The organism is Azospirillum formosense, assembly GCF_013340925.1.
GTDB classification, from domain to species: domain Bacteria; phylum Pseudomonadota; class Alphaproteobacteria; order Azospirillales; family Azospirillaceae; genus Azospirillum; species Azospirillum formosense.
Map to the genome: position 1 here is coordinate 1 of NZ_WHOR01000151.1, position 13,888 is coordinate 13,888.

Here is a 13,888-nt window from a genome sequence, read left to right on the forward strand (position 1 = left end):
CCCCTGCGCAGCGGGGGGAGGCCGGGAGGGGGGCACACACCGCAACACTCACCCCATCACCAACCCGCCATCCACATACAGCACCTGCCCCGTCATGAAGCGGCTCCAGCCGGAGGCCAGGAACAGCACCGGGCCGGTCACGTCCTCCGGCGTGGCGATGCGGCGCAGCGGGGTCTGGGCGACGATGGCGTCCTTCATGTCCTCCTTCGTCGCCCGGCTGGCGTCGGTGGGGTAGACCAGCCCCGGCGCCACGCAGTTGACGCGGATGCCCAGCGGCCCCAGCTCCGCCGCCAGATTGCGGCTGAAGCCGACCAGCGCCGCCTTGGCCGTCGTGTAGTCGTGATAGGGCACGGTGGGCCGGGCGACGAGGTCGGTCGCCATGTTCACGATGCTGCCGCCCGGCCGCCGCCGCATCACCGGCAGCACCGCCCGGCAGACGTTGTAGGTGCCGAGCAGCGCCCCATCCACCTGCCCCCGGTAATCCGCCCACTCGGTGTCCCAGAACAGCTTGCGCTTCTCCGGGTCGAAGGCGTAGGGGCGGAAGGCGTTGTTCACCACCACGTCGATCTTGCCGAACTCCTCCACCGTGCGCTCCACCATGCGGTTCACCGCGTCGGCGTCGGTCACGTCGGCCTGCACCGCCCAGACGTCGCCGCCCGCCTCGCGGCAGGCCTCCGCCACCGCCTCGGCGGCACCCGCATTCTGGAGGTAGTTGACGGCGACCGCCGCTCCCTCCGCCGCGAAGGCCCTGGCGATGGCGGCGCCGATGCCGCGGCTTGCGCCGGTGACGAGGACGGTCTTGTCGCGGAAATCCATGGTGGGCCAAACCTTCCTTACTCGGGGATCAGGTCGGACTGGACCAGCTTGCCCATGTCGAGGTCCGCCGCGATCAGGCCGAGCTGCTTGAAGGTGTCCGCCCCCTTCTGCATCAGCTCCGGATCGAAGTGGCCGAGGCCCTTGGCCTTGGTCGTCTCCGACACGCTGGATTCGTTGCGCAGCTTGATGATGGCGAGGTTGGTGGCCTCGTCGCGGCCGTTGATGGCGCGGGTCACGGCGAGGCGGGCGGCCTCCTCCGGCTCGGCGATCATCCAGGCGGCGCTGTCGCGGTAGGCGGCGAGGAAGCGCTTCAGAACGTCCTTCTTCGTCCGGTAGGTGTCCTCCGTCACCACGAAGATGTCGGAGGGCAGGTTCAGCGTGTCCTTGACCTCGATGACGTTGATGTCCTTCAACCCCTTCTGCATCCCGACATGGAGGCCGGTGTCGGTCGCCGCGGTGGCGTCCACCTGCCCCTGGATCACGGGGGCGAAATTCAGGAGGCCGGTCACCTCGATGGTCACGTCCTTCTCGCTCAGCCCCACCTGATGCAGCAGCACCTGGAGGTTCTGGCGGGTGCCGCTGGACAGGCTGTAGACGCCGATGCGCTTGCCCTTGAGGTCTTCGGGCTTGGTGATGTTGCGCTCCTTCGGCGACACCACGTTGAAGACGTTCTGCGGGTAGATGTTGTAGATGGCGATCAGCTTCTCGCCCTTGTCGAGCGCCAGATAGAAGGACGCCGGGTCGGTGAAGGCCACGTCGGCCTGACCGGTCAGCATATTCTGGATGGCCGAGCCGCCGCCGGTCCCCGGCACATAGCCGAGATCGATCCCCTTGGCCTTGAAGAAGCCCTTGTCCGGCTCGGCCAGCAGGTTGGTGATCTCGCTGATCGGCTGGCTCCAGCCCGCCACGGTCACCTTGTCGAGCGCCAGCGCGGGGGAGGACAACAGGAAGGCGGAAACGGCGACGGCACCCAAAGTGCGCAGGAACCCGAACATCGTGTGATTATCCTTTCCACGGACGGCGCAGCAGCCACCGCTCAAGCCCGGCGGCGGCCTGATAAACGATCATGCCCAGCACCGTGATGACGATGAACAGGGCGAACATCATGGTCGAATCCATCATCCCCTGCGCCGCGATGATCGAGGCGCCCAGCCCCTGCCGGCCGCCGATGAACTCGCCGACGACGGCGCCGACCAGCGCCAGCACCACGGCGACGCGCAAGCCCGCCAGGATCACCGGCAGGCCGGAGGGAATCTTGAGGCGCAGCAGGGTTTGCAAGCGCGTCGCCCGCAGCATCCGGAACAGCTCCCGCTTGTTGGGATCGACCTGCTGAAGCCCGGTCATGGTGTTTTCCAGCAGCGGGAAGAAGCAGATCAGCGCCGTGATGACGACGGTGGAGGTCATGCCGAAGCCGAACCAGACGATGAACAGCGGCCCCAGCGCCAGCTTCGGCACCACCTGGCTGGCGAGGATGTAGGGGTAGAACAGGCGGCGCAGCACCGGCACCTCGGCCAGCAGCACCCCGGCGAGGAAACCCACGGTGCAGCCGGCGGCGAGGCCCATCGCCATCTCCGCCGTGGTGACCCAGAGGTGCGGCAGCAGGTATCCCCCCGCCAGCCCATCCCACAGCGTGCGCAGCACCGCCGAGGGCAGCGGCACGACCAGCACCGACACCCCCGCCACCCGGCAATAGACCTCCCACCCCGCCAGCAGCAGGACGAGCAGCAGGGCGGAGGCGGCACGGACCATCACGACGCGTGCTCCAGCGCCACGTCGGACTTCGAGCCGTCCATCGCATGGCGCAGCTCCAGGCACAGAGCGTTGAAGCGCGGGCTGTAGCGGACGTCGCGCCCGCGCGGGCGGGCCAGCGGCACCGGCAGGGCGTGGCGCAGATGTCCGCCCTCCATCACCGCCACCCGGTCGGCCAGATAGACCGCCTCCGCGATGTCGTGGGTGACGAACAGAACGGTGGTGCGGTGCCGGGCGCAGAGCTTCAGCAGGTCGTTCTGCAACTCCTCCCGCGTAATGGCGTCGAGCGCGGCGAAGGGCTCGTCGAGCAGGAGCAGAGGCGGCTCGGTGACCAGCGCGCGGGCCAGAGCGACGCGGCTCTGCTGCCCGCCCGACAGTTGGCTGGGGTAGCGCCCTTCGAGCCCGGACAGTCCGACGAGCTCCAGCAGCTCCTCGGCCTTGCGGCGGTCCGCCGGCTGCGGACGGCGCTTCAGCGACACCGGCAGCAGCAGGTTGTCGAGCACGGTCCGCCACTCCAGCAGCGTCGGCGCCTGGAAGACGAAACCGACCTGCGCGCCCGGCCCGCGCACCGGCGCCCCCTGGATGCGGACGGTTCCGGTGGAGGGGGCGAGCAGCCCGGCGACCAGCTTCAGCAGGGTCGTCTTGCCGCAGCCGCTGCGCCCGACCAGCGCGTGGAACTCCCCTTCCCCGATGGTCCAGTCGATGCGGTCCAGGATGGTGCCGCCGCTCGGGACGCCGTAGCCGGCCTGTTCGATGCTGACGAAGCTCATGGCCGGCGCCTCAATCCGTGTAGGGGGCGAAGGTGTCCGCCGCCCGTTCCGCCGAGCCTTCGATCTCGGTCATGGTGACGAGGTCCAGAAGGTTGAACCGCCCGTCATGGTGCCAGCCCGCCTCCGGCGCGGTCATCCGGCCGAGCGCGCAGAGGCGCGTCACACCCACGGCTCCCAGCGCCCCGGCCAGCCCGAACAGCTCCTCCGGTGCGGCGGCGATGCCCACGGTCTGGAGGAAGGCGCGGTAGGGCGCCAGCCCCGGCACCGCGTCGGCCAGCCGGTCCACCGCCACCACCGTCACCGTGCGGTTCAGGCCGCAAGGGCTCAAGCCGTCCGCCGCGTCGGTGTAGGCGACGGCCCAGCTTCCCGCCGGATCGCCCAGCAGGGCGCGGCTGGGGTCGGCAAAGCCCTTCGTCTCCTCCGCGTTGCGCCAGGACGCCACGCCGCCCGCCTCGCCCATCGACAGGGAGCGGCGCGGGAACTTGCTGCCGAGAGCGTCCAGCTCGTGCGCCAGATAGCCGGCGAATTCGCGCGGCGACACCCGCCCGCCGCGCTCCACGAAGAAGGTCTGCGGCGAATAGCAGCCCTGCTGGTCGTAGCGCGCCACGTCGTAGGCCGCCTGCCGCGCCACCGCCCCCGCCTTCCCGGCGTCGAGCGCGGAGCGGGCGACCATGCCGAAGCTGATCTTGTGCCCATAGGGCAGGAAGCGCGTGGTGATCGGCACCCGCGCCCGGATGGCCTCCAGCGCGTCGTTGCCGCCATAGGCGACCACCGTGTCGGCGCGGCCCAGCCACGCGCGTTCCGCCGCCTCGTCGCCGCCCTTCCACCAGACGATGGCGATGCAGTCGGCCAGTTCCGGGTCGATCTCCGCCAGGATTTGCGCGAACCAGCCGGCGAACAGCGGCTCGGCGCTCGGCAGCTTGCCGACCGTGCCCGCCTTGACCAGCAGGCCGGAAATCAGGCTCCACAGCGGCAGGCCCGGCACGTTGCCCGCCCAGACATGCAGCAGAAGCTCCGGCCCGAAGGCGCGGGCGAAGCCGCCCTTGGGCACAGGCTGGAAGTCGTCGAGCACCGCCGGGTTGGCGAAATCCTCCGCGATGAATTTCCGAAGCTCCGGCCCGCGGAAGGTCTTCAGATAGCCGGTCAGCCCCAGCCGGACCATCTCCGCGTCGTAGCCGGTGACCAGCGGCAGCAGCCGTTCCGCCTTTTGCCGCCAGGGATCGCCGCGGTCGAGCAGCCGGGCGACGGCGCGGTCGATGGTGGCGGCGATCTGCGCGACGGTGCGGCGTCTCAGGTAAGTCCGCGCGTTCGTCCGCACCCGCGTTGCCAATTCAGCGATCTGCGCCTCGCTCAGCACCGGGACGGCCACGTCGAGCGTCTCGGCGCCGCGCCGGAAGGTCAGAGTCCGCCAGTCCACAGCGTCGGCGGACAGCCCCGGCAGATGCCCGGCGCGTTCCATCAAGCCAACGGTCATTGGGCCCGCGCCGCTTTGAGGAAGTCCTCGACCGCCATGGAGCAGCCCTTGGCGTCCGCCCCATCGGCCCGGCCGAGAAGCTGGAAGCCGCCGTCCACCTCCACCCCCGCGTCCTCGGTCAGGATGGCCGAGGCGCAGTTGAAATGGGCCAGATCGTGATGAACCAGCACGCCGACGCTGCCGCGCGGCACCTCCTGCCCGGTCAGCGGGTTGATGACCCGGCTGCGGATCCAGTGCGGGCCGGACTTCACCGACGGACAGCTCTCGTTGCCGTCGTCGTAGAACTGGGTGCTCAGCTCCGTCATGCCGTACATGTTGATGCACAGCCGGCGCGGCACGCCGAAGGTGGCGGACAGGCGGCCGTAGAACTCCTCCGCCGCCATCTCCCGCGACTGGCCCTTGAAGCCGCCGGTGTCGAGGATGCGGCTGCCCGCCGGCAGAGCGAAGCTCCGCCCCCGCTCGGCCAGCGCGTCCATCAGATGCACGACGCTGAAGCTCGCCCCCAGCAGGGCGTAGGGTTCACCGGTCGCCTCGGCGCGGGACAGCGCGTCGATGGCCCCGTCCACGTCCAGCCCGGCGTCGGTGATGAGATAGCGGCTCTCCGCCGTCCCGAATTCGCTCTTGGCCAGCGCCAGATAATGGGCGAGCGAGGAGTTGGGCATCGCCTGCTCGGTCGGGAACAGGATGCCCATGCGCAGCCGGTCCCATTCACCCATGAAACGGCGGCGGAAATTGACGGTCATCGAGCGGTCGTAGACCGCCAGCGTCGGATGGTGGCTCTTGCCCCGCACCCCCTTGGTGGTGCCGCTGGTCATGAAGACGTGCGGGCATTCCTCCGGCGGGCGCCCGCTCAGCGTCAGGTCCTTGAAGGCGCTGATCGGCACGGCGGGCACGTCGCGCCAGCTCTTCACCGTGCGCAGGGTGCGCGCCCGCTGGGTGGCGAAGCGGCGGTAGGGGACGTTGGTCTCGAACTGGTGGGCGAAGACGGCCAGCGCCATACGGTTGAACGCCTCCTCGTCCGCCTCTCCGGCGGCGATGAAGGCCAGCAGCTCTTCGACAAGTCGGGCTTCGGTCACGTCCACACACACCTTTTGCAGCGCCAACAAACTGTTGCCGGGACAAGCGGTGTCTGGATGGAATGGGGGTACGCGGTGCCGCCCTTCAGTCCCGTCCCTACGCCGGTATGACCCGGATCAGGTTCGATGGGTCACCGCGTTGTCCGGATGAAGGCGCCGGACCGGCGGAGTCTCAGCCTCCTAGCGAGGCCCCCCAGGGAACACTTCGCAAGCTAAGGGACCGGCCCCCGCCCGTCAAGCCGGTCGGGTTCGAGAAGGTCGGGTTCAGGCGGCGGCCTTCACCACCTCCAGGACCATGGCGATCTCGTCGATGACGTTGTTCTGGCTCTCCATCGCCTCCATCACCTCCTGGTTCGTGACCTCCCCGGAGGCCAGCTTGTGGTGCCAGCGCGGGGTCGGGGCGTAGGTGATCGACAGCGTGCGGAAATCGACGTTCAGATGCATGGCCAGCCGGGTGTTGGGCCAGCCGCGTTCGATGAATTTCCGGTTCTCCTCCATCGAGAACAGGCTCAGCACGTTGGGCGTGATCGGGCGGACGTGGGTCGGGTCGCCGAGATAGCCCTCACTGCGCGGGTGCGGCACCTTGATGGTGATCCGCGCGCCGTGGCGGCAGACTCGGTACAGCTCCTTCATGATGTTCAGGAAGCCCTCGGTCGTCTGGCCCATATGCTCCAGCGCGTGGATGAGCTGGACGTCGGCGACGCTGCTCTCCTCGAACGGCCAGGGCACGACCTCCAGGTCGGCCACGATGTCCGGCCCGAAGGTGCCGTACTTGTCCACATTCACGTAGCCGGGCATCCGTGTGTCGCCGCAGCCGAGGTTGAGCTTGAGGTCCGACATCGCGTGCGCTTCCCGCCAGCCGTTGTTGCCACGACCGCGACCCTACACCTCCCGCCGCAGCAGCGACAGGGCGGCCATCGCCATCACCTGCGCGGAATGGACCATGTCGTCGATGCCCACATACTCGTCCGGCTGGTGGGCGAGGTCGAGGATGCCGGGGCCGTAGGCGATGCAGTCCTTTAGATGCCCGACCCGCGCGATGTGCTTCTGGTCGTAGGTGCCGGGGGACACCACCTGCGCCGCCGGGCGGCCCAGCACCGCCTCGATGGCCGCCCCCACCGCCCGCACCACCGGCGCGTCGGCGTCGGTCAGGGTGGGCAGGAAGGCCAGCACCTCGCGCAGCTCATAGTCGAAGCCGGGGCGCTCGCGGCGCAGATCCTCCAGGATGCCGACGATCTCCGCCCGCACCTCCTCCGGGTCCTCCTCGATCAGGTAGCGGCGGTCGATGACCATGCGGCAGCGGTCGGGCACCATCGGGCTGGGCAGGCCGCCATGGTCCTCCGGCTGGCCGCCATGGATGGCGTTGATGTTCAGGGTGGATTGCCGCGCCCCTTCCGGCACCACCGGCATGGCGGTGCGCTTGGCGGCCAGCCGGGGGATCAGTTCCGTCTCGATCCGGTGCAGCACGGCGCCCATGTGGCGCACCGCGCAGTTGCCGAGGAAGGGCATGGAACCGTGGGCGACGCGGCCCTTCGTCTCGATCTCCGCCCACCAGACGCCGCGGTGGCCGATGCACACGCGGTCCACGTTCAGCGGCTCGGGGATGATGACGTGGTCGACCCGCGGGCGGGAGAAGTAGCCGAGCGTCGCCAAATGCCCGACCCCGCCGTAGCCGCCGGACTCCTCGTCCACCGTGCCGGAGATTTCCAGCGCGCCGGGGAAGGGGATGCCCGCCTCCAGGATCGCTTCCACGGCGATGATGGAGGAGGCGATCCCGCCCTTCATGTCGCAGGCGCCGCGGCCATAGACGCGCCCGTCCTTCACCACCCCTTCGAAGGGATCGACCGTCCAGCCCTGACCGGCGGGCACCACGTCGATGTGGCCGTTGAAATGCACGCAGGGGCCGGGTTCGCGGCCCTCGACGCGGGCGATCACGTTGGTGCGCGGGTAGCGGTCGCTGTCGCCCGGCGCACCGTCGGCCCGCACATACTCCACTTGAAAGCCGCGCCCGGCCAGCCGCCGCCCGAGGAACTCCGCACAGTCGGTGTAGACGTCGCCCGGCGGGTTCACGGTCGGGATGCGGATCAGGTCGCGGGTCAGCGCGACAAGCTCGTCGCGCCGCTCCGCGATCCGGCGGAACAGCGATTCCCGGTGGTCGAGCGGCATGCATCCCCCCTGCGCACAATTGGTTGCGCGGAAGGATCGGCCAAGCCGGCGCGCCTGTCGAGCGGTTCCGCGCCTCACTCCGCCGCGTGATGCCGCAGCCGCCCGTCCGGATCGGCATGGCCGTTGCGAATCTGCTCCTCGTACCAGCGGCGGTGATGGTCCTTGGCCCAGTTCTCGTCCACCACGCCGCGGCCCATGGCGTCGAAGGCGCCCTCCATGCCGATGGTGCCGATGTAGATGTGCCCGATGATCAGCGCGATCATCAGCGCGGCCACCACCCCGTGCGCCACATGGAGGATCTGCATGCCGCCGATCCCGGTGACGGCAAAGGGCATCATCAGCAGGAAGCCGGTGAGCGACAGCGCGAAGCCGCCGAACACCACCGCCCAGAAGACGCCCTTCTGGCCGGCGTTGAAGCGCCCGGCCTCCGGATGCTCGCCGGACTTGCTCAGCACGCCGCCGAGCGTCTTCAGCCAGACGAGATCGGCCTTCTCCGGGATGTTGTCGCGCACCCACAGCACGAAGATCATCAGCAGCCCGAGGACGAAGGGCACGCTGAAGAAATTGTGCATGTACTTGCTGGCCTCGGCGAGCATCGTGAAGTTCGGGTGGCCGATCAGCGGGATCAGCAGCATGCGCCCGAACGTCACGATCAGCCCGGTCACCGCCATCAGCAGGAAGCTGACGGCGGTCGTCCAATGGGCGAAGCGGTCCATGCCGTTGAAGCGCGGCACCGGACGCCCCGACCGGCCGCCCTGGATGCGAATGGTGCCGCGGATCAGGTAGAAGATCCCCAGCGCCGCGATCGGCCCCAGAATCAGCGCCCCCGCGATGATCTTCAGCCAGACCATGCGGAACTCGCGCCACTCCCGCCCTTCCGGCTGGACCAGGACGCCCAGCTTCTCGTCGGGGATGCTGACCCGCCCGGACAGCTTGCCGTCCGGCGTCTGGTAGAGCTGCACCTCGTCCTTCGAGGTCGGCGAGGTCGGCCCCGGCGTCTGGTAGAACTGCGCCTGCACCGCCGGGGCAGCGAGCAGCAGAACGAACAGGACCAGCAGGGGGCGCAGGAGCTTCGTCATGTCGCGTCCTTCCCTAGAGAAAATGCGCTTTGCGGGGCGGGCGATCGGGGGACGCTTGCCCCCACCCCGCTCAGCTCCCGCCGGTGCCTTCGCGGCCCGGGCCGACGGCGCGGCCGCGGTCGTCCTCGCGGTAGGCGGTGGTCCAGCCCCAGGCGCCGGAGCCGTAGCCGCGGCGCACCGTCCGCTCCTTGTAGATGTCGGCCAGGACGTCGCCGTCACCGGCCATCAGCGCACGGGTGGAGCACATCTCCGCGCAGAGCGGCAGCTTGCCCTCGGCCAGCCGGTTGGCGCCGTACTTCTGGTACTCCTCCAACGAGTTGTCCGGTTCCGGACCGCCGGCGCAGAAGGTGCATTTGTCCATCTTGCCGCGCCCGCCGAAATTGGTCGATTGCGGGTACTGCGGCGCGCCGAAGGGGCAGGCGTAGAAGCAGTAGCCGCAGCCGATGCACAGGTCCTTGGAGTGCAGCACCACCCCGTCCGCCGTCTGGTAGAAGCAGTCGACCGGGCAGACCGCCGCGCAGGGCGGATCGTTGCAATGCATGCAGGCCATGGAGATCGAGCGCTCGCCCGGCACGCCGTCCTTCAGCGTGATGACGCGGCGGCGGTTGATGCCCCAGGGGATCTCGTGCTCGTTCTTGCAGGCGGTGACGCAGGCGTTGCACTCGATGCAGCGTTCCGCGTCGCACAGGAATTTCATGCGGGCCATGGTCGTGTCTCCTCGCTGCGGCGCGTCAGGCCGGTTCGACGCGGCACAGCGTCACCTTGGTTTCCTGCATGAAGGTCATGGGGTCGTAGCCGTAGGTCGTCACCCCGTTGGCCGGCTCGCCCAGGACGATGGGATCGGTGCCCGGCGGGTAATTCTCCCGCAGGCTGTTGCCCTGCCAGTAGCCGGAGAAGTGGAAGGGCATGAACACCGTGCCGGCGCCGATGCGTTCGGTCACCAGCGCGCGCATCCGCGCCTTCGAGTTGTCCTCCGGCCCGTAAATCCAGACCATGCCGCCGTCGCGGATGCCCAGCCGCTCGGCGTCCCTGGGGTTGATCTCCACGAACATCGTCTGCTGCAACTCGGCAAGCCAGGGGTTGGAGCGCGTCTCCTCGCCGCCGCCCTCATACTCGACCAGCCGTCCGGAGGTCAGGATGAAGGGGAAGCGCTGGCGGATGTCGCTGTCCGCAATCTTGAACTGGAGCGAGCGGGCGAGCTGCGGCAGGCGGAAGTCGCGCCGGTCCTCGATCGCCGGATACTCCTTCACCAGCTCCGGCCGCGGCGAGTAGATCGGCTCGCGGTGCAGCGGCACCGGGTCGGGCAGGTTCCAGGCGACGGCGCGGGCCTTGGCGTTGCCGTGAGGCGAACATCCATGCTTCAGCGCGACGCGGATGATGCCCATCGACAGGTCGGTCTGCCAGCTCACCTCGTCTGTCTTGTCGCCGCCGATGGCCTGGATGACGCGCATCTCCTCCGCCGTCAGGTCCTTGTCCCAGCCCAGCTTCCTCAGCATCGCCATGGTGAATTCAGGATAGCCGTCCTCGATCTCCGACCCCTTGGAGTAGGAGCCGTCGGCGAGCAGGCTGACGCCGTTGCGCTCCACCCCGAAGCGAGCGCGGAAGACCCCGCCGCCCTCCATCACATGCTTGGAGGTGTCGTAGAGCACCGCGCAGCCGGGGTGGCGAAGCTCCGGATGGCCCCAGCAGGGCCAAGGCAGGCCGTAATACTCGCCCTTCAGCGGGCCGCTGGTCGCCTGCATGGTGATCTTGTCGAAATCGGCCTGATGCTTCATGTGCATCTTCAGCCGCTCCGGCGACTGGCCGGTGTAGCCGGTGGACAGGCAGCCGCGGTTGATCTCGCGCAGGATGTCCTCGGGCACCGGGCGGGTCTCCTCCACCGTGATGTGCTTGAACATCTCGTCGGCGAAGCCGAACTTGCGGGCCATCAGATACATGATGGTGTAGTCGTCCTTGGACTCGAAGATCGGCTCCACGACCTTCTCGCCCCACTGCATCGACCGGTTGGAGCAGGTGCGCGAGCCGTCCGTCTCGAACTGGGTGCAGGCCGGCAGGATGTAGGTGCCGTTCCGGCGCTCCTTGAAGGCGGCGAAGGTGGTCGGGTGCGGGTCGGCGATGACCAGCAGGGACAGCTGCTCCAGCCCCTTCAGCATCTCCGGCATGCGGGTGACGGTGTTGCCGCCGTGGCCGAAGACGACCATGGCCTTCAGCGGCGACGGCTGCTGGATCTCCTCCGGCTTGTAGGTGACGCCATCGAACCAGCGGGTGGTCGGGATGCCCTTGGCCTCCATCAGCTCCTTGGAGGAGAAGCGGGCCTTCATCCAGTCGTAATCGACGTCCCAGACGCGGCAGAAATGCTTCCACGCCCCCTCGGCCAGCCCGTAGTAGGACGGCAGCGTGGAGACGTCGAGCCCGAAGTCGGTGGCGCCCTGCACGTTGCAGTGGCCGCGGTAGATGTTGGCGCCGCCGCCGGCCACGCCGATGTTGCCCAGCGCGAGCTGCAGGATCGACAGGGCGCGGACGTTGGCGGTGCCGGTGGTCTTCTGGGTGATGCCCATGCACCAGATGACGGTGGACGGCCGGTTCTTCGCCAGCGCCTCCGCCACGCGGTGGAGCTGCTCGCCGGGGACGCCGCTGACCTTCTCCACCGTGGCGGGGTCCCACTTCTTCACCTCGGCGCGGATCTCGTCCATGCCGTAGACGCGCTGGCGGATGTACTCCTTGTCCTCCCAGCCGTTCTCGAAGATGTGCCAGAGGATGCCCCAGGTGACCGGGATGTCGGTGCCGGGACGGATGCGCACATAATCGGTGGCGTGGGCGGCGGTGCGGGTGAAGCGCGGGTCGATGACGATGAAGGGCGCGCGGTTGCGTTCCTTGCCGCGCAGCATGTGCGGCAGCGAGACGGGGTGCGCCTCCGCCGGGTTGCCGCCGATGATCAGCAGCGCCTTGGAATTCTGGATGTCGTTGTAGCTGTTGGTCATGGCGCCGTAGCCCCAGGTGTTCGCCACCCCGGCGACCGTGGTGCTGTGGCAGATGCGCGCCTGATGATCGACGTTGTTGGTTCCCCAGAAGGCCGCCAGCTTGCGGAACAGATAGGCGCCCTCGTTGGAGAATTTGGCGGAGCCCAGCCAGAAGGTGGCGTCCGGCCCGGACTGCTGGCGGATCTCCAGCAGCTTGTCGCCGATCTCCTCGATGGCCTGGTCCCAGGAGATGCGTTGCCACTGTCCGTCGACCAGCTTCATCGGGTATTTCACCCGCCGCTCGCCCTTGGTCAGCTCGCGCACCGAGGCGCCCTTGGCGCAGTGCGCGCCCTGGCTGATCGGGCTTTCCCAGCCCGGTTCCTGCCCGGTCCAGACTCCGTTCTGCACCTCCGCGATCACCGTGCAGCCGACCGAGCAGTGGGTGCAGACGTTCTTGCGGGTGACGACCTCGACGTTGGGCAGGGTCGGCCCGGCCTCGGCCTTTTGAATCATCGCGGCGGGCAGCGCGCCCAGCGCCGCCATGCCACCGGCGGCGAGGCCGGAGGTCTTCAGGAAGCCGCGGCGGTCGACGGCTTCTCCCAATCCGGCGGTGCCCGCGGACAGGCCGTTCAGGCGGCGGGCGAGGGAGGCGCGGGTGGCGGCGGTTCCGGCGTTGCGCTTGACGAGCATGGGGCGGCCCTTTGAAAAAACGTCGCGGTCAGAGTCGGTTCAACGCGTAGAAACGCTTCACATGGTCGTTGTCGCGGTAGAGGGATTTCATCTGCTCCGGCCCCGGATCCATCGCCTCCGCCGGAGCGGCCCGCAAGGTCGCGGCCGCGGCGGCGGCCCCCGCCGCACCCAGCCCGAGGCCCTTCAGCAGGCTGCGGCGTTCCAGCCCGGCTTTCTTCTGGCTGTCGTCACGGTGCATGGAACGTGCCCTCCCGCTGGTCGGCCCCGCGAGCCGACGCCGAAGGGGCGTCGGCGATCATCGCGAAGGCGTTGGTCTCGATGTCCAGGAACAGCCGCCCGAAGGTTCCCAGGGGCCGGTACAGGTCCGCCGCCGACGCCTCCTCCAGATCCTGGAAGAAGTGCCCCGCCCAGGGCGCGAGGTGGCGCTCGAAGAAGCGCTTCTGGCGCGGCAGGTCCGGTTCGCCGTCCGTCGTCCCGACGGTCCCGGCGGCCAGCGCGCCCATGATCTCGACGATGGCGGCGATGTGGTCCTCGGGCTCGCTGACGCCCGGAGCGCGCTCGATGCCCAGCGCCTGCATGTCCTCGCGCAGGCGGGCCAGCGGCCGGTCGATCAGGAACCCGGTGCGGTAGTAGGAGGCGAAGGGAACCAGCTCGCCCCGCGTCACCCCGAGGAACAGCTCATGATACTCGCGCTCGGCCCGGTGTTCGCCATCCGGCTCCTCGGCGAGCGTCCGGGCGCGTACGCCCAGAGCGCTGATGGCCCGGCCCAACGGTGAGCCGTCCCCGGACAGAGCCCCGACCGTGGCCAGCAGGTCACGCGACGGCGGACGCGCCAAGAGATGGGCCAGCAGGCCATACGCCTGCGCCCGCAGCCGATCCGCGTCGTCGATGATGGCCGTTTCCGCCATGCCCTTGCCCCGCTTCGCCTTTCCCGTGGCCGGTTAAGGTCCGGCTCATCAGCGACAACAGCGGGAATGCTCAAAGGTTGCGCAGTCTAAGCAGGATGACGGACTGCCACGCTCAGCGTTGCCCCCACCCTTAACCCTCCCCCGCTTTCGCAGGGGAGGGGACGGACGCCGCTTCGCAGGATTCTCCCTCCCCTGCGAAG

13 protein-coding genes and 1 riboswitch are annotated in these 13,888 nt (G+C 68.9%); all 13 genes read right to left on the minus strand.

From position 1 onward, the window contains the following. Positions 1-48 precede the first annotated feature (48 nt). Positions 49-816, minus strand: a complete 768-nt coding sequence (locus GBZ26_RS18525) for a 3-oxoacyl-ACP reductase (RefSeq protein WP_174440103.1) — start codon at positions 814-816, stop codon at positions 49-51. A 17-nt stretch (positions 817-833) separates the two neighbouring features. Beyond that, positions 834-1,811, minus strand: a complete 978-nt coding sequence (locus GBZ26_RS18530; RefSeq protein WP_174440104.1) for an ABC transporter substrate-binding protein — start codon at positions 1,809-1,811, stop codon at positions 834-836. A gap of 7 nt (positions 1,812-1,818) precedes the next feature. Continuing rightward, positions 1,819-2,565 (minus strand): ABC transporter permease, encoded by a 747-nt coding sequence (locus GBZ26_RS18535; protein ID WP_174440114.1) that lies wholly within the window; start codon positions 2,563-2,565, stop codon positions 1,819-1,821. Next, positions 2,565-3,335, minus strand: coding sequence for an ABC transporter ATP-binding protein (locus GBZ26_RS18540; protein WP_174440105.1), 771 nt, complete (start codon positions 3,333-3,335; stop codon positions 2,565-2,567). The genes GBZ26_RS18535 and GBZ26_RS18540 overlap by 1 nt, the downstream gene beginning before the upstream one ends. A 10-nt stretch (positions 3,336-3,345) precedes the next feature. Further along, complete coding sequence (locus tag GBZ26_RS18545) at positions 3,346-4,809, minus strand: acyl-CoA reductase (protein WP_246653830.1); 1,464 nt, start codon at positions 4,807-4,809, stop codon at positions 3,346-3,348. Further along, positions 4,806-5,885, minus strand: coding sequence for a LuxE/PaaK family acyltransferase (locus GBZ26_RS18550; protein WP_174440106.1), 1,080 nt, complete (start codon positions 5,883-5,885; stop codon positions 4,806-4,808). The genes GBZ26_RS18545 and GBZ26_RS18550 overlap by 4 nt, the downstream gene beginning before the upstream one ends. 76 nt (positions 5,886-5,961) lie before the next feature. Continuing rightward, positions 5,962-6,091: riboswitch (TPP riboswitch) on the minus strand. A gap of 58 nt (positions 6,092-6,149) precedes the next feature. Beyond that, positions 6,150-6,725 (minus strand): class I SAM-dependent methyltransferase, encoded by a 576-nt coding sequence (locus GBZ26_RS18555; RefSeq protein WP_174440107.1) that lies wholly within the window; start codon positions 6,723-6,725, stop codon positions 6,150-6,152. Positions 6,726-6,767: 42 nt separating this feature from the next. Beyond that, a complete protein-coding gene (locus tag GBZ26_RS18560; RefSeq protein WP_174440108.1) occupies positions 6,768-8,051 on the minus strand; it encodes an acetylornithine deacetylase/succinyl-diaminopimelate desuccinylase family protein in 1,284 nt (427 codons plus the stop codon). Between the two features lie 74 nt (positions 8,052-8,125). After that, entirely contained in the window at positions 8,126-9,130 is a 1,005-nt protein-coding gene (locus GBZ26_RS18565) for a formate dehydrogenase subunit gamma (protein ID WP_174440109.1), read from the minus strand. Between the two features lie 70 nt (positions 9,131-9,200). Continuing rightward, the gene (gene fdh3B / locus GBZ26_RS18570; protein WP_174440110.1) at positions 9,201-9,836 is read right to left on the minus strand and encodes a formate dehydrogenase FDH3 subunit beta; all 636 of its coding nucleotides are present in this window, start codon (positions 9,834-9,836) and stop codon (positions 9,201-9,203) included. 25 nt (positions 9,837-9,861) lie between these two features. Continuing rightward, on the minus strand, positions 9,862-12,780 hold the full coding sequence (locus tag GBZ26_RS18575; RefSeq protein WP_174440111.1) for a formate dehydrogenase subunit alpha: 2,919 nt from the start codon (positions 12,778-12,780) through the stop codon (positions 9,862-9,864). Between the two features lie 28 nt (positions 12,781-12,808). Further along, positions 12,809-13,018 carry a twin-arginine translocation signal domain-containing protein gene (locus GBZ26_RS18580; protein WP_174440112.1) on the minus strand — a complete coding sequence of 70 codons (210 nt, stop codon included), beginning with the start codon at positions 13,016-13,018 and terminating at the stop codon, positions 12,809-12,811. Beyond that, a complete protein-coding gene (locus tag GBZ26_RS18585; RefSeq protein WP_174440113.1) occupies positions 13,008-13,688 on the minus strand; it encodes a TorD/DmsD family molecular chaperone in 681 nt (226 codons plus the stop codon). The genes GBZ26_RS18580 and GBZ26_RS18585 overlap by 11 nt, the downstream gene beginning before the upstream one ends. Positions 13,689-13,888 lie beyond the last annotated feature (200 nt).

Excerpts from the sequence above, each read along its gene's own strand:
- GBZ26_RS18555 (WP_174440107.1), bottom strand. The coding sequence starts at position 6,725 with ATGTCGGACCTCAAGCTCAACCTCGGCTGCGGCGACACACGGATGCCC.
- GBZ26_RS18535 (WP_174440114.1), bottom strand. The coding sequence starts at position 2,565 with ATGGTCCGTGCCGCCTCCGCCCTGCTGCTCGTCCTGCTGCTGGCGGGG.
- GBZ26_RS18565 (WP_174440109.1), bottom strand. The coding sequence starts at position 9,130 with ATGACGAAGCTCCTGCGCCCCCTGCTGGTCCTGTTCGTTCTGCTGCTC.
- GBZ26_RS18560 (WP_174440108.1), bottom strand. The coding sequence starts at position 8,051 with ATGCCGCTCGACCACCGGGAATCGCTGTTCCGCCGGATCGCGGAGCGG.
- GBZ26_RS18530 (WP_174440104.1), bottom strand. The coding sequence starts at position 1,811 with ATGTTCGGGTTCCTGCGCACTTTGGGTGCCGTCGCCGTTTCCGCCTTC.
- GBZ26_RS18585 (WP_174440113.1), bottom strand. The coding sequence starts at position 13,688 with ATGGCGGAAACGGCCATCATCGACGACGCGGATCGGCTGCGGGCGCAG.
- GBZ26_RS18525 (WP_174440103.1), bottom strand. The coding sequence starts at position 816 with ATGGATTTCCGCGACAAGACCGTCCTCGTCACCGGCGCAAGCCGCGGC.
- GBZ26_RS18540 (WP_174440105.1), bottom strand. The coding sequence starts at position 3,335 with ATGAGCTTCGTCAGCATCGAACAGGCCGGCTACGGCGTCCCGAGCGGC.
- GBZ26_RS18575 (WP_174440111.1), bottom strand. The coding sequence starts at position 12,780 with ATGCTCGTCAAGCGCAACGCCGGAACCGCCGCCACCCGCGCCTCCCTC.
- fdh3B (WP_174440110.1), bottom strand. The coding sequence starts at position 9,836 with ATGGCCCGCATGAAATTCCTGTGCGACGCGGAACGCTGCATCGAGTGC.
- GBZ26_RS18545 (WP_246653830.1), bottom strand. The coding sequence starts at position 4,809 with ATGACCGTTGGCTTGATGGAACGCGCCGGGCATCTGCCGGGGCTGTCC.
- GBZ26_RS18580 (WP_174440112.1), bottom strand. The coding sequence starts at position 13,018 with ATGCACCGTGACGACAGCCAGAAGAAAGCCGGGCTGGAACGCCGCAGC.